Below are 1,366 nucleotides of genomic sequence, written 5' to 3' on the forward strand. Positions count from 1 at the left end.
CATCCATATTTATACAGACAGAGTGAGAAGGTATTAGGATTACGAGAAATTGTAGCGCATCCAAATTACCTTATATTGTATCGAGTAGCTGCACATAAAATCGAAATTGTAGCTGTAGTACATGCCCGACGTGAATTTCCTATTTTTCTTTAATCTAATCAGAGGCTATCTGCCTCTTAAACCTTTCTGGAACAATTACCAAAATCATGACAACAGCCCCGCGTTTATCAAAGAGACTAAAATGATTTCTTCTACGGTAGTGAATTCACACGCGGTCTCTTCATTTGAATTTGCACAATCGCTTGCTGTTTGAAGAAGGGTGGGGGATGATCGTTTCTTTGAGCCTATAGGATGTGTGTCTGTGGAATGTGGTGAGGTGCCTTGTGATTTTGGGTGTGCGCTTTAAAAAATAAACATAAGCATTATTCAAATTTAACGTGATGCTGTAGTAAATTTTTTTGCATCTAAATTGTAGTCGGCTTCACATAGTCGATCAATAAGATCCGGAAGTGTTTCTTTTACGTGTTCTTTAAAAGAAAGGTAGTAAACTCCACCAACATCTGAAAGCATTTCAATGCCTTCTTTTTGTAGAATAGCAATCCTCTCAAGAGGAAGTGCGGCAGCTAACATGCCCATTTCGAAAATAACGTTTTGTCGTGCACGGGGTTGAATTTTTTCTGCACCTTGAGATATAGCATAACCCATGTCATCATGCGTGAGGAGTACAATACCAAAACTTATAGAACTGTCACAAATTTCTTTTTTCAAAGTTTGAATGATGGGTAAACCATTACCACTCGTGTTTTGTAAGATGTATGGTTCGAGACCAAGCCTGCGAAGAATAAGTTCAAGTTGCTCTAGAGCAATATGGTCATGGCCATGAACGATAAAGATTTTTTTATTTGAGGGATTGGGGGCAGTTTTTGAGGAAGGAATCGTTGATGTTTCTTCTATATGCTTTGCTAAATCTTCTATTAACTTTTGTTTTATGTTTTCTTTGCCTTGAACGTTGATTGTTCCTGTGCTTTCATACCAATTAATAACGCCTCCTTCGGAGGTTTTGATCTGATATCCTTTAGAAGAATTAAGTGATAGAGACTTAATTTCTATGATTTTATATCCAGCTGTTTTAACTATATCTTTAAGGTCTTCGAAGGTTCCGCTATATTTCACTGTTTATATTCTTTCAATATTGCTGGCTATTAATATAAAATGTTGGTTTATTTTTATAACTATTTGAATTTAAATAGCTTTATGATTTCATGTTCTTATACGATGCACAAAAAGAAACGGTCACCTTCCATTCAATTGATTGAAACGTGGGAAAACTTGACTAAATGATGGGAAATTTTACTGCGTGATAAAG

The 1,366-nt window shown here is 35.9% G+C and carries 2 protein-coding genes; one reads left to right on the forward strand and one right to left on the reverse strand.

Features of this window, described 5'->3' with window-relative positions; translation table 11 throughout:
* Positions 1 to 153 (forward strand): type II toxin-antitoxin system RelE/ParE family toxin (locus ACFIL8_RS10340; RefSeq protein ID WP_375689697.1); only part of this gene is annotated, 153 nt, incomplete at its 5' end.
* 279 nt (positions 154 to 432) lie between these two features.
* Here ACFIL8_RS10340 and ACFIL8_RS10345 read toward each other — a convergent pair.
* On the reverse strand, positions 433 to 1,173 hold the full coding sequence (locus tag ACFIL8_RS10345; protein ID WP_375689695.1) for a TIR domain-containing protein: 741 nt from the start codon (positions 1,171 to 1,173) through the stop codon (positions 433 to 435).
* Positions 1,174 to 1,366 lie beyond the last annotated feature (193 nt).

Origin of the sequence: Bartonella sp. AP57NXGY (assembly GCF_042195805.1) — a bacterium.
In the GTDB taxonomy this organism is placed as follows: domain Bacteria; phylum Pseudomonadota; class Alphaproteobacteria; order Rhizobiales; family Rhizobiaceae; genus Bartonella.